20 protein-coding genes are annotated in these 17,974 nt (G+C 50.7%); 9 read left to right on the plus strand and 11 right to left on the minus strand.

The genetic code is table 11. The annotated features are described in order from the left end of the window. Positions 1–258: 258 nt before the first annotated feature. From AC534G_RS12280 to fabI, 3 genes are all read right to left on the minus strand, one after another. Positions 259–2,193 (minus strand): exoribonuclease II, encoded by a 1,935-nt coding sequence (locus tag AC534G_RS12280; RefSeq protein WP_085048105.1) that lies wholly within the window; start codon positions 2,191–2,193, stop codon positions 259–261. 89 nt (positions 2,194–2,282) lie between these two features. Beyond that, positions 2,283–3,425: a carboxymuconolactone decarboxylase family protein gene (locus AC534G_RS12285; protein ID WP_110497946.1), complete on the minus strand. Its 1,143-nt coding sequence runs from the start codon at positions 3,423–3,425 to the stop codon at positions 2,283–2,285. 211 nt (positions 3,426–3,636) lie between these two features. After that, positions 3,637–4,425, minus strand: a complete 789-nt coding sequence (gene fabI, locus AC534G_RS12290; RefSeq protein WP_110497948.1) for an enoyl-ACP reductase FabI — start codon at positions 4,423–4,425, stop codon at positions 3,637–3,639. Between the two features lie 443 nt (positions 4,426–4,868). Here fabI and AC534G_RS12295 point away from each other — a divergent pair, with 443 nt between their 5' ends. Continuing rightward, positions 4,869–5,558, plus strand: coding sequence for an EAL domain-containing protein (locus AC534G_RS12295; RefSeq protein ID WP_110497950.1), 690 nt, complete (start codon positions 4,869–4,871; stop codon positions 5,556–5,558). 40 nt (positions 5,559–5,598) lie between these two features. Here the strand turns inward: AC534G_RS12295 and sapF are convergent, their stop codons facing one another. From sapF to AC534G_RS12325, 6 genes are all read right to left on the minus strand, one after another. Continuing rightward, positions 5,599–6,405 carry a peptide ABC transporter ATP-binding protein SapF gene (gene sapF, locus AC534G_RS12300; RefSeq protein ID WP_038640937.1) on the minus strand — a complete coding sequence of 269 codons (807 nt, stop codon included), beginning with the start codon at positions 6,403–6,405 and terminating at the stop codon, positions 5,599–5,601. A gap of 1 nt (position 6,406) precedes the next feature. Further along, complete coding sequence (gene sapD, locus AC534G_RS12305; protein ID WP_003020556.1) at positions 6,407–7,399, minus strand: peptide ABC transporter ATP-binding protein SapD; 993 nt, start codon at positions 7,397–7,399, stop codon at positions 6,407–6,409. Then, on the minus strand, positions 7,399–8,289 hold the full coding sequence (gene sapC / locus AC534G_RS12310) for a peptide ABC transporter permease SapC (RefSeq protein ID WP_016156640.1): 891 nt from the start codon (positions 8,287–8,289) through the stop codon (positions 7,399–7,401). The genes sapD and sapC overlap by 1 nt, the downstream gene beginning before the upstream one ends. Beyond that, on the minus strand, positions 8,276–9,241 hold the full coding sequence (gene sapB, locus AC534G_RS12315; protein WP_038640933.1) for a peptide ABC transporter permease SapB: 966 nt from the start codon (positions 9,239–9,241) through the stop codon (positions 8,276–8,278). Before sapB ends, sapC begins: the two co-directional genes overlap by 14 nt. Then, complete coding sequence (sapA, locus tag AC534G_RS12320) at positions 9,238–10,881, minus strand: ABC transporter substrate-binding protein SapA (RefSeq protein WP_038640931.1); 1,644 nt, start codon at positions 10,879–10,881, stop codon at positions 9,238–9,240. The genes sapB and sapA overlap by 4 nt, the downstream gene beginning before the upstream one ends. Positions 10,882–11,210: 329 nt before the next feature. Next, positions 11,211–11,603 carry a YdeI family stress tolerance OB fold protein gene (locus tag AC534G_RS12325; RefSeq protein ID WP_087856130.1) on the minus strand — a complete coding sequence of 131 codons (393 nt, stop codon included), beginning with the start codon at positions 11,601–11,603 and terminating at the stop codon, positions 11,211–11,213. A gap of 131 nt (positions 11,604–11,734) precedes the next feature. Between AC534G_RS12325 and AC534G_RS12330 the strand changes: the two genes are divergently transcribed. The 4 genes from AC534G_RS12330 to AC534G_RS12345 all read left to right on the plus strand — a co-directional run bounded on the left by AC534G_RS12330 (position 11,735) and on the right by AC534G_RS12345 (position 14,305). After that, complete coding sequence (locus AC534G_RS12330) at positions 11,735–12,238, plus strand: hypothetical protein (protein WP_038640927.1); 504 nt, start codon at positions 11,735–11,737, stop codon at positions 12,236–12,238. Positions 12,239–12,247: 9 nt separating this feature from the next. Continuing rightward, positions 12,248–12,694, plus strand: a complete 447-nt coding sequence (locus tag AC534G_RS12335; protein ID WP_038640925.1) for a DUF421 domain-containing protein — start codon at positions 12,248–12,250, stop codon at positions 12,692–12,694. A gap of 10 nt (positions 12,695–12,704) precedes the next feature. Then, on the plus strand, positions 12,705–13,220 hold the full coding sequence (locus AC534G_RS12340; RefSeq protein WP_038640923.1) for a 2-oxo-tetronate isomerase: 516 nt from the start codon (positions 12,705–12,707) through the stop codon (positions 13,218–13,220). A gap of 176 nt (positions 13,221–13,396) precedes the next feature. Further along, entirely contained in the window at positions 13,397–14,305 is a 909-nt protein-coding gene (locus tag AC534G_RS12345) for an SDR family oxidoreductase (RefSeq protein ID WP_110497952.1), read from the plus strand. 95 nt (positions 14,306–14,400) lie between these two features. Here the strand turns inward: AC534G_RS12345 and AC534G_RS12350 are convergent, their stop codons facing one another. Both AC534G_RS12350 and pspF read right to left on the minus strand, forming a co-directional pair. Further along, entirely contained in the window at positions 14,401–15,045 is a 645-nt protein-coding gene (locus AC534G_RS12350; protein ID WP_038640920.1) for a quinolone resistance pentapeptide repeat protein QnrB12, read from the minus strand. An 82-nt stretch (positions 15,046–15,127) separates the two neighbouring features. Continuing rightward, positions 15,128–16,117, minus strand: a complete 990-nt coding sequence (gene pspF, locus AC534G_RS12355; protein WP_162620724.1) for a phage shock protein operon transcriptional activator — start codon at positions 16,115–16,117, stop codon at positions 15,128–15,130. 155 nt (positions 16,118–16,272) lie between these two features. Between pspF and pspA the strand changes: the two genes are divergently transcribed. The 4 genes from pspA to pspD are packed head-to-tail and all read left to right on the plus strand — an operon-like array spanning position 16,273 to position 17,818. After that, positions 16,273–16,941 carry a phage shock protein PspA gene (gene pspA, locus AC534G_RS12360; RefSeq protein WP_003020532.1) on the plus strand — a complete coding sequence of 223 codons (669 nt, stop codon included), beginning with the start codon at positions 16,273–16,275 and terminating at the stop codon, positions 16,939–16,941. 54 nt (positions 16,942–16,995) lie between these two features. Next, positions 16,996–17,220, plus strand: coding sequence for an envelope stress response membrane protein PspB (gene pspB, locus AC534G_RS12365; RefSeq protein WP_038640917.1), 225 nt, complete (start codon positions 16,996–16,998; stop codon positions 17,218–17,220). Beyond that, positions 17,220–17,579 carry an envelope stress response membrane protein PspC gene (pspC, locus tag AC534G_RS12370; protein WP_004193243.1) on the plus strand — a complete coding sequence of 120 codons (360 nt, stop codon included), beginning with the start codon at positions 17,220–17,222 and terminating at the stop codon, positions 17,577–17,579. The genes pspB and pspC overlap by 1 nt, the downstream gene beginning before the upstream one ends. 8 nt (positions 17,580–17,587) lie before the next feature. Continuing rightward, complete coding sequence (gene pspD / locus AC534G_RS12375; RefSeq protein ID WP_038640914.1) at positions 17,588–17,818, plus strand: phage shock protein PspD; 231 nt, start codon at positions 17,588–17,590, stop codon at positions 17,816–17,818. Positions 17,819–17,974 lie beyond the last annotated feature (156 nt).

Raw genomic sequence — 17,974 nt, forward strand, 5'->3', positions numbered from 1 at the left:
GTACTATCCCGTTTAAAGCGCATAGAGCCTCAAAAGTATAGTTAGCCATGATTCATACAGGGTGACTATGGCTGAACGTATTGTTTTATTTATGTATTTATATGTAATGCAGAATCTAAAAAAAGCAAAGCTAGCGGAACTGAAAATAGTAAAAAATAAATTAGACCGGATGAAAGAAGTGTAGTGCTTGGTGGAGATTTGGGAGGGAAAAGAAAACGACCTTTCACAGAAAGAGAAAGGCCGTTAGCTTTATCAGTATTACACGGCTGGACGTGCGATAACGCTGCGGGTTTCCATCCGCACTTCGGCAATGGTTACATCAATCACATCCGTGACTTTGTAAACCACTTCACCTTTGATTTGTACGGTGCCGCTTTCCTGACTGCATACCAGTTCGTCACGAACAGCATGCAGGAACGGGGCCGGAATAAATGCGACTGCGCCATTATCCACTAAACGCACTCGCATACCGCCGCGGCTGACGTCAATGATCTCGGCCGCGAAGCGGACGTCGGTGCCGGCTTTGTCGCTCAAGAAGCGGGCGTATAACCAGTCACCCACATCGCGTTCAGCCATGCGGTTCAGACGACGACGTTCGGCCATTTGCAGGGTCGTATCATCCTGTGGACGGGCAATCGTTTCGCCTTTGATGACGGCCTTAAGCAGACGGTGGTTGATCATGTCGCCATACTTACGAATAGGAGAGGTCCAGGTGGCATATGCTTCCAGACCCAGCCCAAAGTGCGGACCTGGTTCGGTGCTGATTTCAGCATACGACTGGAACCGGCGGATACGGCTATCGAGGAAACCGGAAGGCTGCGCATCCAGTTCGCGGCGCAGTTTGCAGAAGCCTTCCAGCGTCAGGACCTCTTCGGCATCTACATGCATACCATGGGTTTTCAGTAGCGCGGCCAGTGCGTCAGCATTTGCCGGATCAAATCCCATATGGACGTTATAAATTCCAAAGCCCAGCGTGTCGCGAAGAACGCGTGCAGCACAAATATTTGCCGCAATCATTGACTCTTCCACGATACGGTTAGCGATGCGACGCGGTTCCGCCACAATATCCAGCACTTCGCCTTTTTCACCGAGGACAAAACGGTAATCCGGACGATCTTTAAATACTAACGCGTGGTTGTGACGCCATTCACCACGGCTCAGACAAATACGATGCAGCAGACGGATTTGTTCAGCAATTGCGTCGTTTTCAGGCTGCCAGTCGCCGGTGCCTTCCAGCCAGTCGGAGACGTTGTCATAGGCCAACTTCGCTTTAGACTCGATAGTCGCAGCGAAGAAGGTGATGTTGTCTTCAATCGTACCGTCGGCGGTAATGATCATGCGGCAAGCCAGAACCGGGCGTACTTCGTTCGCGCGCAGAGAACAGAGATCGTCAGACAGTTCACGTGGCAGCATCGGGATATTGAATCCCGGCAGATAGTTGGTGAACGCACGAATCTTCGCCGTTTTATCCAGTTTGCTGCCTTCTGCAATCCAGGCGGTAGGATCGGCTATAGCAACAGTTAACTGTAGCTTGCCATCGGCCAGTTCTTCAGCATACAGCGCATCGTCCATATCTTCAGTACTGGCGCTGTCGATGGTGACGAAATTGAGGGCGGTCAGGTCCTGACGCACCAGACCTTCGTCCAGCATTTCGGTCGCAACGCCGTCCGGTGCTTCTTTTTCAAGATTATGGCGCGCCAGCGTGACCCACCACGGGACAAAGTGATCGTCCGCAAAAGTGATAAATTGGGTTAGTTCAGCGTAGAAGGTGCGATCGCCTTTCAGCGGATGGCGGCGCATTTCTGCCACGGCCCAGTCACCTTCTTTAAATTCATGCTCAACGCCACGGGCGGCGCGACAAGGGATCGCCTCTTTCAGTAACGGATGATCCGGCACAATAGACAGACGGTCATTTTTGCCCTGAACTTTACCCACGAAGCGCGTCAGGAAGGGTTCGATTAGCTCTTCCGGTTCAGCAGACTCACGATCTTTTTCCGTATGGATCACCGCAACAATACGGTCGCCATGCATCACTTTTTTCATCTGCGGCGGTGGAATGAAATAGCTTTTTTGTGCATCGACTTCCAGGAAGCCAAAGCCTTTTTCCGTGGCTTTTACCACCCCTTCAGCACGCGGCGTCTGGGAATGTAGTTGCTGTTTAAGCTGCGCTAGCAGCGGGTTGTCCTGAAGCATAATTGTCTATTTTCGTGGCTAAAAGAGCGGCTGACAGTTTTACGCGATTCTGTCAGTTGCAGCAAGCGCTCTTTAAGTAAGTGGATCGGTTAATACGTCTCGCCCAGCGCGATTTTCAAGCGATTTAACCATCCGCATAATCCACTCCAGGCCAGCAGGTTAATCGCCTGTTCTGAAGAGATACCCTGATCGAACAACGGTGTTAACAGTGCGGCGCTAAAGCGGTCGGGCGCTCGGGTGAGCCATTGTACCGCCTGCAGGGTGACGCGCTCAACCGGATGTCGTTGTTCCCAGCGCTGCAATTCACGTTCATCCTGACGAAGGACAGTGATGATGTCAGTTAATTCATATGCCGTATGCGCATGTTCATTAAAGCAGGACACGCTGCCGTTGATGCGTGATGTCATCAGGGTCGTCAGAGAAAATGCCCGCGTCGGCATATCGCTGCGTAGCGTGCTGGAAATCAGTGACCCAAGTAAATCTAAAACGGCAGGTGAATGTGCTAGCAGGGGGAGCAGCGCGTGCAGTTCGTTGGGATAATCCGCGCGCGGTTTCGCGCGGGTATGCAGCTGCTCGGGTTCTAATGGCGCAGCGTGCCAGCTGGCGTTGGTGGCGCTAAATGGCGAAGCGTGAGCGAATTGCTGTATATCCAGGCCCGGTATTCGACGTACCGGGTGAGCGCTGCAGGCCTGAAGTAATGCGACTACCCGGGCCTGAAAACCGACGAAGCCGATGATTTGATTCATCAATATGCTATCGCAGCTGGTCAGCCCGACCGCATCCAGGTGCTGACGGTCCCGCTCGCCGATCACAGCCGGTGAACTGGCGAGCTGGCGCGCATATTGGGTGATTTGCGCCAGTCGATGATTACTTTCGCGAGACGAATCAGGACCCGGCAGCGGCGTTAAGCGCGCGGCATAGTGATTACACAATCGCTGCACGCCATACACCTGAGCGACGGTCAGGGCTGTACTCATCCGTTCATAGGCGCTGAACGTATGCATCCGATCCAGTGCGACGTGAGCGGGGAAAAGAAGTTGGGCAAGTTTACGGGCAGGGGTTAACCAGGATTGAAAGGGTAAAAGCACGTCATGAGATATCGCCAGGTCCAGTAAAAAGCTGTCGTCAACATGAGCGGCCTCCGGCACCAGCGGCAGAACATCTTGCGGATACGTGCTGGATTGCGTCTCATGATACCAGTGGCTTTTGCCTACAATGCGGCGTTGTTCCATGGGCGTTCCTTGGTCTAAAAAGTGGCGACCCGGACACGTCGTCATACACCTACGCCGGATCGTTTGCGCTGCAATATCCTGACGTAAGCCGAAGGGGGGATGAAAGATTGTTACGTGATAATAAATATCGGAAAAGTATATATGGCACAGGGCAGTGGAGGAGGAGGTGAAATCATGGGCGACGGCAGGCCGCCCACAGAGGACTAAACGATTATTTCAGATCCAACTCGTTCATCGCTGCAATGCTGAAGCCGCCATCAACGTGAACGACTTCACCAGAGATGCCGGCAGAAAGATCGGAGCACAGGAATGCTGCGGAATTACCTACATCTTCAATCGTCACGGTGCGGCGAATCGGCGTCACCGCTTCACAATGCGCCAGCATTTTACGGAAATCTTTGATGCCGGAAGCGGCAAGAGTGCGGATTGGACCTGCGGAGATGGCGTTCACTCGTACACCTTCAGGACCCATTGCGTTAGCCATGTAACGGACGTTGGCTTCCAGAGACGCTTTCGCCAGACCCATCACGTTGTAGTTAGGGATTGCGCGCTCTGCACCCAGGTAGGATAGCGTCAGTAGCGCAGAGCCAGGGTTAAGCATAGAGCGGCAAGCTTTTGCCATCGCAACAAAGCTGTAAGCGCTGATGTCATGAGCAATTTTAAAACCTTCGCGGGTGACCGCATTCACATAGTCGCCATCCAACTGGTCAGCAGGCGCGAAACCGATGGAATGCACGAATCCGTCGAATTTCGGCCAGAAGTGGCTCAGTTCAGCGAACATCGCATCGATGCTGGCATCTTCGGCAACATCACATTGTAGTACGATGCTGGACCCCAGTTGAGCGGCAAATTCCTCCACTCGGCCTTTTAGTTTGTCGTTCTGGTAGGTGAACGCCAGTTCAGCGCCTTCACGATGCATTGCCTGAGCGATTCCCCAGGCAATGGACAATTTACTGGCAAGACCCGTCACCAGAAGACGCTTACCGGAAAGAAAACCCATAGCTTTAATCCTTATGGTCATTGCTTCTTCGTAGCAATCAATGCGTGATGATTGCCATCTCAAAAACGCGCGAAATTGGGCTGAAATTATATCCTACTCATTGTTCCTTTTAGAATGGTTATCAACCCTAAATGACCCTTACCATTCATTGAAAATGGCGAGGATATTACTTCCCCTGGTTGTGCTTTGCCCGACCCGTATTGCATTGAAGACAATGAGAAAATACAAGGCTTTAAAGGCGCTAAAATGGTATTATTAAGGCGCTAGCTGATGTTAATAAACATAGCAAGGTAGGAACTTTCTTAAAACAAAAAACATGCATATATTCAGATTGTTATGATATATTGTTTTTATCGATCAATATCGATACATTGATCGATATTATTGATTGATTGTGATTAAAAGTGCATTATCAGGAAGTTATGATCAATTGGAGTGGTCTTATGCACTATCATTTCATCGCGGAACCGATGAGAGACACAACAAATAAGTTGCTGGGCGTGGAGATGATCGCCCGGTTTGCTGCAGATACGGTTCGCCCATTGCATGCAGATTTCGTCGTTTCAGCGTGGAATAGCGAACAAAAGCGTAATTTCATGCTCAAGCAAATTCAGTTAATTGCCGAAAAGCGTGATTGGTTTGAGAGCAACAATCTGCTCTGTACCCTTCATCTCATCGATGAAATGGCGCTTCTGGCGATTGGTGATCCGGTCATCAAGTCGGCCCTACACGCAATGCCCTTTATTGCACTGGAACTGTCAGAGCGTTTTCTGTCGAGTACGATTTGCCTGAATAATCTGCTGATTAATTCACTCAGTGACGGCCCAAACGCGCTATGGCTGGGCGATCTCGGCTCCGGTAACGTCGGGGCAAGTCCGCTGGTTTGCGGTCATTTTGACGTGGTTAAATTGGATCGCGGTTTCTTCCTTGAACAGGTAGAAAAGCCGATGTTCCCGGTGCTTATCAAAAACATCCGGGAATATTGCGATCGCGTTGCGGTGGAGGGGGTCGAAACATCACGACTTATCGATGACGTCAGCGCGGCAGGTGTCTGGGCGATACAGGGGAGCGTTTTTCCGTCAGTCGTTTTTCACGAGGTCGAGACACTGCTCTTACCCGGTGTTGGTCACTGATGGCGCAATTGCCCTCCGGTTTCGGAGGGCAGCGGCTTTGTTAGCGATCTTTCCGCCAGGCGTCGGCGGTGAGTGCCTCGCCAAAATGCCCTGCAATCAGACGACGAGTCAGCTCATGCAGCGGGGAGGCCAGAACATCCGCGGTACTGCCACGCTCAACAACTTCACCCTGATGCATGACTAATACTTGATCGCTAATGTGCTTCATCATGCCGATATGTTGAGTCACATAGATATACGAAATCCCCTGTTTTTCCTGTAATTCCAGCATCAAATTGATGAGCTGCGAACGCATCGACATGTCCAGAGAGGCAAGGGCCTCGTCGGCGATAATCACTTTAGGTCGTAAAATAAGCGCGCGGGCAAGCCCCAGACGCTGTTTTTGCCCCGGCGCCAACATATGCGGGTAATAGCTCACATGGTCAGGTAACAGTCCAACCATGCGCATCGTTTCTATAATCTGTTTGCGACGCTGTTCAGGTTCCAGGTCGGTGTTCAGACGCAGCGGGAAATCAAGGATTTGTGAAATACGCTGGCGAGGGTTAAGCGATGTTGACGGATCCTGAAAAATCATACGGATACGCTGACTACGGAATGAATAATCACCATACTGGAGCGGATGATCGTCAATCAGCAGTTCACCGCTGGTGGGTTCAATCATGCCAGCTAACATCTTTGCCAGCGTGGACTTACCGGAACCATTCTCACCAATGACCGCGAGTGTCTGACGTTCGCGCAGGGTAAAGCTGAGTGGCTTTACGGCCTCAACGGTCTGGCGGCGAAATAAACCCGTCCGGTAGCGAAAGGTTTTGCTCAGATTGCGAACTTCGAGCAGGGTTTCTACCATCTCACTCTCTCTCCATGTTCAGCGGGAAATGACAGGCGTAGAGATGATTCTTTGCTCCGGTCAGTCGTGGGGTTTCAATACATTCACGCTGAGCATAAGGGCAGCGCGGCCCCAGACGGCAGCCGATGGGTAATTGTTCCAGCAATGGAATCGCTCCTGGCATGGTATTCAGACGACTTTTATGCGGCATCGCGCTACCAAAATCAGGAATGGCGCGGATCAACGCTTGCGTATAAGGATGATGTGGAATCGTCACCAGATCTTTACTGGGCGCGGTTTCCACCGTTTGTCCGCAATACATTACGTTGATTTTGTCCGCCCACTGGCTGAGCATTTGCAGGTCATGGCTGATCAATAAAATGGTAGTATTACTGTTTTGGTTCAGCCGGGTCAGCAGGCGAAATATTTGCGCCTGGGTCGTTGGCTCCATCGCGTTCGTCGGTTCATCGGCAATCAGCAAGCGCGGCTGATTCGCCAGTGCAATAGCGATCATTACCTTCTGACACTCGCCGTCGGTCAGTTCATACGGGAAGCTGCGCATGGCATCTTTATGATCTTTTATCCCGACGCGGTGCAAAAGCTCAATCGCCCGGCGTTTGCGCCAGCCGATGCGCTGCCACCAGCGCCCCTTATAGGTCCAGGCTGGAATATTTTGCATCAGCTGTCGTCCAATACGCTCGGACGGGTCAAGACACGATTGCGGTTCCTGAAAGATCATGGAAACGTTATGACCGACCAGCTTGCGTCGTTCACGCGCGGAAAGGCGCAGGAGATCGATGTCATCAAAGCGCATACGGTCTGCGGTTACGCGCCAGTTATCCTTGGCGACGCCGCAAATAGCCTTGGCGATCAGGCTCTTGCCGGAGCCGGACTCGCCGACCAGTCCGCGGATTTCACCCTCATTGAGAGTCATACTGACACGGTCAACCGCTTTTACCCAGTCGTCGCCGGTTCTGAATTCAATGGTCAGGTTGCGGATATCGAGTAATGGCATTATTCCACCCCCGCAATAATTGCGCGGCGCACGCCATCACCCAGCAGGTTAACCAGCAGCACGCTTATCATGATCGCCGCGCCTGGCAGCATCACTGTCCACGGAGCGACATAAATCAGCTCCAGCGCGTCGCCGAGCATGGCTCCCCATTCCGGTGATGGCAACTGCGCGCCAAGGTCAAGAAAACCCAGCGCGGCGATATCCAGAATCGCCATCGACAGCGCACGGGTGATTTCAGTGATAAGCCCGGCGGTAATATTGGGCAGAACGGCGAACCACAGAATATTGAGCGTGGTTGCGCCATCAAGGCGAGCGGCAATAACATACTCTTTTTCCAGCTCGTCATGCACCATGCTGTAGACGGAGCGAACCATCCGCGGCAGCAGCGCCAGCCAGACGGCAAACATCGCGTGAGTCAGATGCGGCCCGGCAAAAGCCACCACAATAATCGCCAGCAACAGTGAAGGGATCGACAGCAGGGTGTCCAGAATGTGATTCAGCACCGCGGAACGCAAACCGTGCGTTGCTCCGGCAACCACCCCCAGTAACAAGCCACACAGCGTGGCGGCGAGAGTTACGACAAACGCACCGCCCACGGTTGGGGCCGCACCGCTGAGCAGGCGGCTTAAAACATCACGCCCCAGGTCATCAGTCCCGAGGAAGAAAGAGACTTCGCCATAGCGCGACCATGACGGCGGTAAAAGCTGATAGCCGAGAAACTGCTGGTCGATGCCGTAAGGCGCGAACCAACCACCAAAAATACACAGAATCGCCAGTCCCGCACAGCCATACAGGCCGATCATTGCGGTTGCATCGCCGTAAAAATTGCGCCATGCGGTGCGCAGCGTACCAGGCGGGCGCTTTTCGCTGTAGACGCTATCGTAAGGCATACCATTCCTTATGTTTCAGAGGGTTAGCCATAGCACCCAAAATATCAGAGATGACGTTAACGATGATAACCAGTGAGCCTATCACCATCACACCCGCCGAAATCGCCGCGTAATCCTGCTGGCGAATCGCGTTAATCAGCCAACGGCCAAGACCTGGCCAGCTAAAGACCATCTCGGTGATCATCGCCAGCGTCAGCATGGTGGAAAACTGTAGACCCAGGCGCGGGATAACCGGTGGGAGAGCGTTGTGCAGTACGTGACGGCGTAAAATCGTTAACCGTGACAAACCACGAGTAGCCGCCGCTTTAACATAGTTTTGATCAAAGACCTCAATGGTGCTGATACGCATCAAACGAATAACTTCCGTCGTCGGTGCAACGGAGAGCGTTAACACCGGAAGCACCATATGGCGGATCGCACTGACCAGCATTTCATCGCGCCAGGGCGAGTCGGCGATCCAGGCGTCGATAATGGCAAATCCGGTAACGGGCTTAACTTCGTAGAGCAGATCAAAACGCCCGGAAACGGGCAGCCAGCCGAGGGTCAGTGAGAAGAGCAACGTCAGCAGCAGCGCCAGCCAAAAAACCGGAATAGAAAAGCCCATCAGAGCCAATGCGCTGATACAGCGATCCTGCCATTTATTACGTGTTATGCCCGCCAACATGCCTATCGGGATCCCGACCATCAGTGCAAAACCAAAGGCCAGAATGCACAGTTCCATGGTCGCCGGAAACACCTCTTTGAGTTGTTCTGAGATCAACTGGCCGTTAATACTGGACACACCAAAATCCCAGTGAATCAGGCCATTGAACCAGAATACCCAGGCGTTCCACAGCGATGCGCCCTGTAACGGCGCATGAGGTGTGAAGTAACTCAGGCTGAACCCAATAAAAGTCAGGAAGAACAGGGTGACCAGCAGTAATAAAAAACGGCGCAGGGTGAAGATAATCATGGTTTTTTCACCTCGTCAGCCTTTTCCCTGGAAACCCCGGCAAAAGAAGCGTTGCCGAACGGACTGAGCACCAACCCTTTGATGTCATAGCGATAAGCCTGCAAACGAAGCGAAGAGGCCAGCGGCAGGATCGGCAACTCGCGCGCGAGAATATTTTGCGCTTCGTCGTAGGCATCAATTCGCGAGGAGAGTTGTTGCGAAGAGAGGGCTTTGCGCAAAATGCTGTCAAACTCCGGATTGCACCAGTGGGCAAAGTTGGTCTGTGAGTTAATGGCGGCACAACTGAGCATCGGTCGGAAAAAGCTGTCAGGATCGTTACTGTCAGTTGCCCAGCCGGACAACGTCAGATCATGGTTCATATCCATTAATCGCGCCTCCTGAAAACGACCTTCTACCGGGATGATCTTCACTTTCACACCCACCTGAGCCATATCAGCCTGAATCAGCTCTGCGGTTTTCAACGGACTGGGGTTCCAGGCCTGAGAACTGGTGGGGACCCAAAGTTGTAACGTAAGATTTTCCAGCCCCAGCGCTTTTAATTGCTCGCGCGATTTTGCCGGGTTGTACTCAGTAATTTTAGCTTCGTTGTCATAAGCCCACGAGGCGCGAGGCAAAATAGATGCCGCGGTTTCCGCCGTACCGTAGTAAATAGATTGCATTAACCGTTGGTTGTTAATGGCCAGCGCTAGCGCATGTCGTACGGCAGGGTTGTTCAACGGCGGTTTATCCGTGTTGAACGCCAGATAGGCGATATTCATCCCAGGACGCAACGTCAAACGCAGTCGAGGATCATCACGCAATATGCTGAGCTGGCTGGCAGCCGGCCAGGCCAGCACGTCGCACTCGCCGGTCAGTAATTTCGATAAACGGCCGGTTCCGCCAGAGCCGAGATCCACCACGACTTGTGGCATCAAGGGGGTACCTCGCCAGAATTTTTCATGCCGTTGCAGGCGAATATATTGGCCTGCACGATTTTCTGAAAGTTGGTACGGACCTGTGCCGACGGGCTGTCGGTCAAGTAATTCCTGGCGATCCTGTTTGGCTAATTTGGCAGCATATTCTGCCGACATCACCGAGGCATAATGTGTGGCAAGGTGCCACAAGAAGGAGGCGTCGGGTTGATTTAAGCGAAATTCAACGGTGTTGTTGTCCAGCTTGCGCACGCTTTGGACGTTATCGGCGAACTGCAGGCTGTCAAAATAGGGAAAACTGCTGCCATTGATATTGTGCCACGGATGTTGGCGATCAAAGATGCGCTCGAAGGTAAATACCACATCGTCCGCATTCAGTTTGCGGGTGGGCGTGAACCAGGCTGTCTTTTGAAACGGAACATCGCGACGTAAATGGAAGCGGTAGGTTGCGCCGTTATCCAATACTTCCCAGCTTTCAGCCAGTTCTGGCACCAGGCGATAAGTATAGGGATCGACATCAAGCAGTCGGTCATACAATTGGGCCGCTAATGTGTCTACGATGAGACCGCTGCTCGCTTTTTGTGGATTGAACGTATTGACCTGCCCGCTGACGCAATAGACAAAGCCACTGTCACGAATATCAGCGTACGAGGCCTGCTCAGGCGCAGCTGCAGCCTGACCACTCAGAAGTCCAGCCATCACGATCAGAGATGATAAAACCAGGCGCATAATTTTAAAGGGTTATATATAAAGAAGCTATCTTACTAATACTTAATGACATTTGCCATTACCGTTTGTGTTTGGGGGCTGCAGGGTTGATAACCGCGAATTCAACATCGCCAGTTGGTCAAAATTCATACCCGCTATCCACTTTGCATATCCTCTATTAGCTATCTTAGCATTTTCATGGCACCTCTGACTCGCTTAAACGCCGGATTCAATGGCGGGAGGTGTCTGACGGGAAAAATGAGTCTGTTGTGTGGGAGGAATGTCTGCGGAATCAGAGGAAAATAAACAAGAATGAGGCGGGAAGAGTGAATATCTTCCCGTATGTCGAATTACTTCTGGATTTTATTAACGCGTACCACCGGCGGTTGCATTTTAGCATCAAGGCTACCGTTAATCCTGATCATTTGATCGGGTTTTACCGTTCGGCCATCAAAGACGGCAAGCGGAATAAGCGTATTGATCGTGCCGGTTTTGTCACGGAAGATAAACTTATCTCCTCCTTGATCCTCAATGAGATTACCCCGTAAAGAGATGGTCGCACCGTCATGCATGGTTTTAGCTTGTTGGACGGTCATGATTCTTGCATCTTCAGTGCCGCGATATCCTTCATCCAGTGCGTGGGCAGGTGGCGGGGCGGTATCTTTTTTCAATCCACCATTATCATCGGCAAACGCTGATGGCAATAAAAAACAACACAGTAAGGGGGCGAAAGATATTTTCATAAAGCCTCCATAGAAATTGATTTGACTTATTAAGTTTGGTTGCTATTTATTAATCTGGCGAGTGGGATAAGTCTCAAATGATAATTTTTCAATAAAACAAAGGATTAGTGTGATATAAGCGAGGCGGTGAAATGAACAGAGAGAAAGCCCATTTGCAAGGAGTGAAAGAGAGTCAGCGTTTTCTGAATTTTGAATCAGGCTTTCACAAGATTGGTTTTATCTGTTTGTTCTGCATTGTTTTACTTGCTACGGCGGGAGCGTTTTCCGGCGGGTATTTAAGTGAGGAAACGAGAAAAAACACCTTAAAGACAACAGAGTTACAATTCGAAAAATTTGGTCGTTTGCAAACGGAATTTCAATTTAAAATCTCGGGACAGAAGCATGATTCTGTGAATATGACGTTGCGCATTGGCGGCGATTTCAACAAATTTTATGAGATGGAAAATATTTGGCCGCAGCCAGACAGCATGTACAGCAAGGGTAATGATCTTTACCTTGTCTACAATGATTCTGAAGCAACGCAGGATTTTACTGTCTGGCTGCAGGTTACGCCCGTGAAGCCAGGAAGTGTAATGAGTTTTCTCCAGCTAAATGGCGAACCTGAAATCCGCTTCAAACAATTTATTTATCCCTAGGAGGTGGGTATGGAGATGGTCTTCCGGGCATTAGCCATTTACCTTATTTTGCTGGTGGTTTTCAAAATAGCCGGTCGCCGGGCATTGTTACAAATGACCAGCTTCGATCTGATTTTATTACTGATTATCAGTGAAGCAACTCAGCAAGCCTTATTGGGTAATGATTTTTCGCTAACCGGCGCCATGATCACGATTGTCACACTGGTTACTATTGATATTCTGTTTGGTTTCATTAAGAAAAAGGTAGGTGGGGCAGAATCTGTACTGGATGGCTCTCCGGTTATCCTGCTTGATCACGGGATACCTTTGTTGGATAAAATGAAGAAAGTGGATGTTTCTCTTGACGATATATTAGTCGCTGCGCGACAAAATCAGGGGATTACCGAATCCAGTAAAATCAAGTATGCCATTCTGGAACGTAACGGACATATTTCTGTCATTCCTGAAGAGAATTAGCGAGGCGGTAATGAACACGGAGTACAATGACGCAAAAACACGCAATGAACTGACGAAACGGGTTGCAAAAACGCTTATTGATCGCGGTTTAACGTTGACTACCGCAGAATCTTGTACAGGAGGTAACTTGGCCGCCGCGCTTTGTGCACAGGCGGATACCGCAGAATTTTATGATATCGGCGTTATAACCTTTAGCGATCGCGCCAAGCAGAAAATGCTCGGCGTGCGGGCCAGTACGCTGGAGAAATATAGCGCCGTTAGTGAGCAAACGGTCAGTGAGATGTCTGTAGGGATACGTGAGCAAGCCGAAACCGACATCAGCATAGCCATTAGCGGATATGCGGGGCCGGAAGGTGGGGAGGATGGTACTCCCGCAGGAACGGTGTGGTTTGCGTGGAATTTCCGCGGGCGGATAATAACAAAACGGGAATATTTTTCCGGGGATTGCCAGGACGTTATAGAAAAGGCGGTACGTTTTAGCCTGGCGGTATTGGTTGAAGAAGTTACAGCCTGGAAGAACAAATAAATAAACCAGGACTTATCCGAGTAAATATCTCAACGCAATGTGAAGTTATCATCGTAAGGACCAGGTTAATATTTGGCAAAAATTAAGTTGTGGGTAAATTATAAATGTCATGTCATTCATTTTGTTCTACGCTTATTAGTCTTTGCGATGAATGATGACTCATGAGAGGTGATTGAATGACTGACCTAAATAAAGGAAAACAGACCACCAATAAAACTAATTCAGAACGTTTTCCGCAGCCGCCTTTTCCACATCAAAAACAACCTTTTCCGGGTCTGGCTGGAAAAATGCAACCGCGTCCCGATCATGGCGAAGAAAGCTATCAGGGAAGCGGCAGGTTAAATGGTCGCAAGGTATTAATTACCGGAGGTGACTCAGGTATTGGGCGTGCTGTTGCCATTGCTTATGCCCGCGAAGGCGCCGATGTCGCGATTAATTATTTACCTGAAGAAGAGGACGATGCGCGTGAGGTTGTCGAATTGATAAAAAAAGCAGGGAGAAAAGTCGCGGCGATTCCCGGTGATATTCGTGACGAAACTTTCTGTAACCATCTGGTAAAACAGGCGGTAGAAGCGCTGGGAGAGTTGGATATCCTGGTGAATAACGCCGGTCGTCAGCAATTTTGTGAATCGATCGTAGACCTCACCACAGAAGCGTTTGATGCGACATTCAAGACCAATGTCTACGCCATGTTTTGGATCACCAAAGCGGCTGTTCCTCATTTCTCACGAGACAGCGTGATTATTAACACCTCGTCGGTACAGGCTTATGAGCCAAGTGAGATCCTGCTTGATTATGCTCAGACCAAGGCGGCGATAGTGGCATTTACTAAATCGCTGGCAAAGCAACTGGCACCCAAAGGGATCCGTGTGAATGCTGTCGCGCCTGGACCGTACTGGACGGTATTGCAGTGTTGCGGCGGCCAGCCACAGGAAAAAATTGAGAAATTTGGCGCAAATGCGCCGCTCGGTCGGCCAGGCCAACCGGTAGAAATTGCCCCTCTGTATGTCACTTTAGCGGCTGAAGAGAACAGCTATACATCCGGTCAGGTATGGTGTTCTGACGGGGGGACCGGAACTCTCTGACGTCTATGTTCGCTGAGTCGAAACGTCCGCGGAGGAAAGCCAGCGCGGACAATACTGTTTAAGGGCAGGGGGCGGCAGGCACCGCTCCCTGAATATTAACCAATGACAGCGATGCCAAGACGTTCCAGGATCAACGATGCCTGGTAGCTGTCCAGTTTGACGCCTTGCAAATCAACACCCCGGACATCGAGATCGCCCAGTTCTGAATTGGTCAAATCACAGTGCGTAAAGTTTGCGGCCCGCCAGTCGAACGACGAAAACTCACCGCCGGAAAGATCTGAACCACTGAACGTCGCCCCCAATACCTGAGTACCCATCCAACGGTTTTCCCACAGCTCGCACTTTTCCAGTACGACTTTTGAAAAGTTGGCGTAGCTTAAGTTGGTATTGGTGATATAGGCGCTACAAAACCAGGTGCGTGTGGTAATCATATTCATAAAGCTTGCGCCGCGAAAATCTGAACCTTGTGCGCGGCAGTGGCGAATTTCGATTCCTAGCGCGCTCACATTCCTGAAATCCGCCATGGAGAGATCACAACTTTTGAAAATGGCATCTTTCAGGATAGCGCGACTAAAATTACACCCTTTCTGGCTTTCTCGATCATAGAACTGGCAGCCAATAAACTCAGTACCGCTGAGGTCGGCACCCGAAAAATCACAGTTGAAAAATGTGCTATTTTCAACTTTCGCACCAGTGAATCTGTTTCTGTCAATTTTTTCGCCAACTAACGCCAGAGTCATCATGATTAACCTGTTTTTTTATACAGTGATTGCATCATGGTAAACTGTTTTAACCCTTGCGTCCAACGTCTGCCCCTGTACGCTAAATTTGGTGTTTCTTGAGTAACGCACGGAGCTGATGGTAGGTCAGACCTAATAATTCAGCGGCTTTTTTCTGATTAAATTTCGCCTGCTGTAAGCTGCTTTGCAAAAATTCCTTCTCCTGCTGCTGTTGGAATTCACGCAGATCCAGCGGTAAGGTTACGGATGCAGGTCTGGTTTCCTGCGCCTGCGGCGGTGAGGTGTGACGCCTGAACGGGTCAATCACAATCTCATTCAGCGGGTAATCGCTGGTCCCGTGTCGGTAAACCGAACGCTCCACGACGTTTTTCAGCTCACGAATATTGCCCGGCCAACGGTAGTGGAGGAGCGTTTCTTTGGCCTCGTCGGTGAACCCTGGAAACAACGGTAACCCGATCTCACGGCACATCTGAATGGCAAAATGTTCAGCCATTAACATGATGTCGCTTTGACGTTCGCGTAACGGTGGGAGTTGCACCACATCAAAAGCCAGACGATCCAGCAGGTCCGCGCGGAACGTGCCTTCATTCACCATCCGCGGCAGGTCGGCATTGGTGGCGCAAACCAGTCGTACGTTGACCTGCAACGGCTGGCTACCGCCGACACGTTCCAGCTCTCCGTACTCAATAACGCGCAGCAGTTTTTCCTGTACCAGCATCGGGGCGGTCGCCAGTTCATCAAGAAACAGCGTGCCGCCATCGGCGCGTTCGAACCGACCCGGATGACGTTTCTGCGCCCCAGTAAAGGCGCCAGCTTCGTGACCAAAAAGTTCGGAATCGAGTAAATTTTCGTTGAGCGCCGCGCAGTTAAGTGAAATAAACGGGCCTTGCCAGCGGGTGGAGAGATAGTGCAGGCGGTTGGCGATAAGCTCTTTCCCCGTACCGCGTTCCCCAATGACCAGCACTGGTTTATCCAGCGGCGCGAGATGAGAAACCTGCTCCAAAACTTCAATAAAGCTGTTCGCTTCGCCCAGAAGATTATCTTTGTATCCTGCCATGATGAAATTCACCATTTGTTAGTGTTATTCACCAATTTACCCTATTTATCCCGGCAGGTAAAATTGGATATTTTCAAATAATTCAAGAGATTAAAAAGTTGGCATGCGAAGTGCATTAGAACAGCAGCAGGGCATTGCCCGATATCAGAACAGTAAGTGAGGATTACATTATGGGTATTTTTTCTCGTTTTGCCGACATCGTGAACGCCAACATTAATGCGTTGCTGGAAAAGGCTGAAGATCCGCAGAAGCTGGTGCGGTTGATGATCCAGGAAATGGAAGACACGCTGGTTGAAGTGCGCTCAAACTCCGCACGCGCGCTGGCAGAAAAGAAACAGTTATCGCGTCGTATCGAACAGGCCAGTGCCCAACAGGCAGAGTGGCAGGAAAAAGCAGAGCTGGCGCTGCGCAAAGAGAAAGAAGATTTGGCGCGTTCTGCGTTAATCGAAAAACAGAAACTGACTGACCTGATTGCCTCCCTGGAGCATGAGGTGACGCTGGTTGACGATACGCTGGCGCGCATGAAAAAAGAGATTGGTGAACTGGAAAACAAACTTAGTGAAACCCGTGCTCGTCAGCAGGCGTTGATGCTGCGCCATCAGGCGGCAAGCTCTTCCCGTGATGTTCGTCGTCAACTGGACAGCGGCAAACTGGATGAAGCGATGGCGCGCTTTGAATCTTTTGAGCGCCGTATCGATCAAATGGAAGCTGAAGCTGAAAGCCATAACTTCGGTAAGCAGAAGTCTTTGGATCAGCAATTTGCTGACCTGAAAGCAGATGATGAAATCAGCGAGCAGTTGGCGCAATTGAAAGCCAAAATGCAGCAAGACAAGCAATAATAATATCTGGCGGTGCCCGAACGCGCCGCCGCTCATCACCTGTAAGGAGTACTCATGAGCGCGCTATTTCTGGCCATCCCGTTAACCATCTTTGTGCTGTTCGTCTTACCGATTTGGCTCTGGCTGCATTACAGCAATCGTTCCAGTCGCGGCGAGCTGGCGCAAAGTGAACAACAGCGTCTGGCTGAACTTAACCAGGACGCACAGCGGATGCGTGAGCGCATTCAAGCGCTGGAAGACATCCTTGATGCTGAACATCCAAACTGGAGGGACCGCTAATGGGGGGCGTTAATCTGAACAAAAAACTGTGGCGTATACCGCAGCAAGGCATGGTGAAAGGGGTTTGCGCGGGTATTGCGCATTATCTCGATGTTCCTGTGAAACTGGTGCGGATCCTGGTGGTGCTGTCCATCTTTTTTGGTCTGGCCTTTTTCACCTTTGTCGCCTACATCGTACTGACGTTTGTGTTGGATCCGATGCCGGACAACGTGGTTTCCGGAGAACAGCAGCCATCAAGCGGTGAGTTGTTGGATGCTGTCGATCGTGAGCTGGCTGCAAGTGAAAAGCGTTTGCGTGAGATGGAGCGTTATGTGACATCTGATACCTTCACATTACGCAGTCGCTTCCGCCAATTGTGAGGTTAAAAATGAATAATCGCTGGCAACGTGCCGGGCAAAAGGTAAAGCCAGGCTTTAAAATAGCAGGTAAGCTGGTGCTGTTGACTGCGCTGCGCTATGGCCCGGCTGGAGTAGCAGGGTGGGCCGTGAAGTCTGTGGCCCGACGTCCGCTAAAAATGTTGCTGGCGTTAGTACTTGAACCTTTGTTGAGCCGGGCAGCGACAAAATTGTCGAAACGCTATTCAGGTAATCAACCCTGATATCCGAAACAACAAAAGCAAGCAACAATTAATCAACATTCCCTCAGTTAATTTGCGGCAGCTCACAAATACGATTTTTTGGCTGCCAAAATTCTTTTCTACCCCCCCTCCAGGCCACCTCAGCTGATTGACAGCTTATTTCCGGCAGAGTAGTCT

The organism is Citrobacter sp. CRE-46 (assembly GCF_059615875.1).